This window comes from Lysinibacillus sp. GbtcB16, from assembly GCF_019091145.1.
In the GTDB taxonomy this organism is placed as follows: domain Bacteria; phylum Bacillota; class Bacilli; order Bacillales_A; family Planococcaceae; genus Lysinibacillus; species Lysinibacillus fusiformis.
Map to the genome: position 1 here is coordinate 1 of NZ_JAGXJV010000509.1, position 264 is coordinate 264.

Consider the following 264-nt stretch of genomic DNA (forward strand, 5'->3'; position numbering starts at 1 on the left):
TGCCTGCACCAGCTCCATCGGTCCAGGTGCGCTCAATATGGTCACAGCGGCAGCAACGGCGACTGTGAACCGGATACCGGGGCTCTTGCTGCCGGGGGATAACTTCGCTTCCAGACAGCCGGACCCCGTGCTGCAGCAGCTGGAATCCGTGCAGGATTACACGATTTCCGCTACGGATGCCTTCAAAACAGTCAGTAAATACTGGGACCGCATCGTAAGACCGGAACAGTTGATGACGGCTGCCATGCAGGCCATGCGGGTACT

1 pseudogene is annotated in these 264 nt (G+C 58.7%); it reads left to right on the forward strand.

Features of this window, described 5'->3' with window-relative positions:
• Positions 1-264: pseudogene (locus tag KVT27_RS25075) on the forward strand (thiamine pyrophosphate-binding protein); the annotation flags it as partial.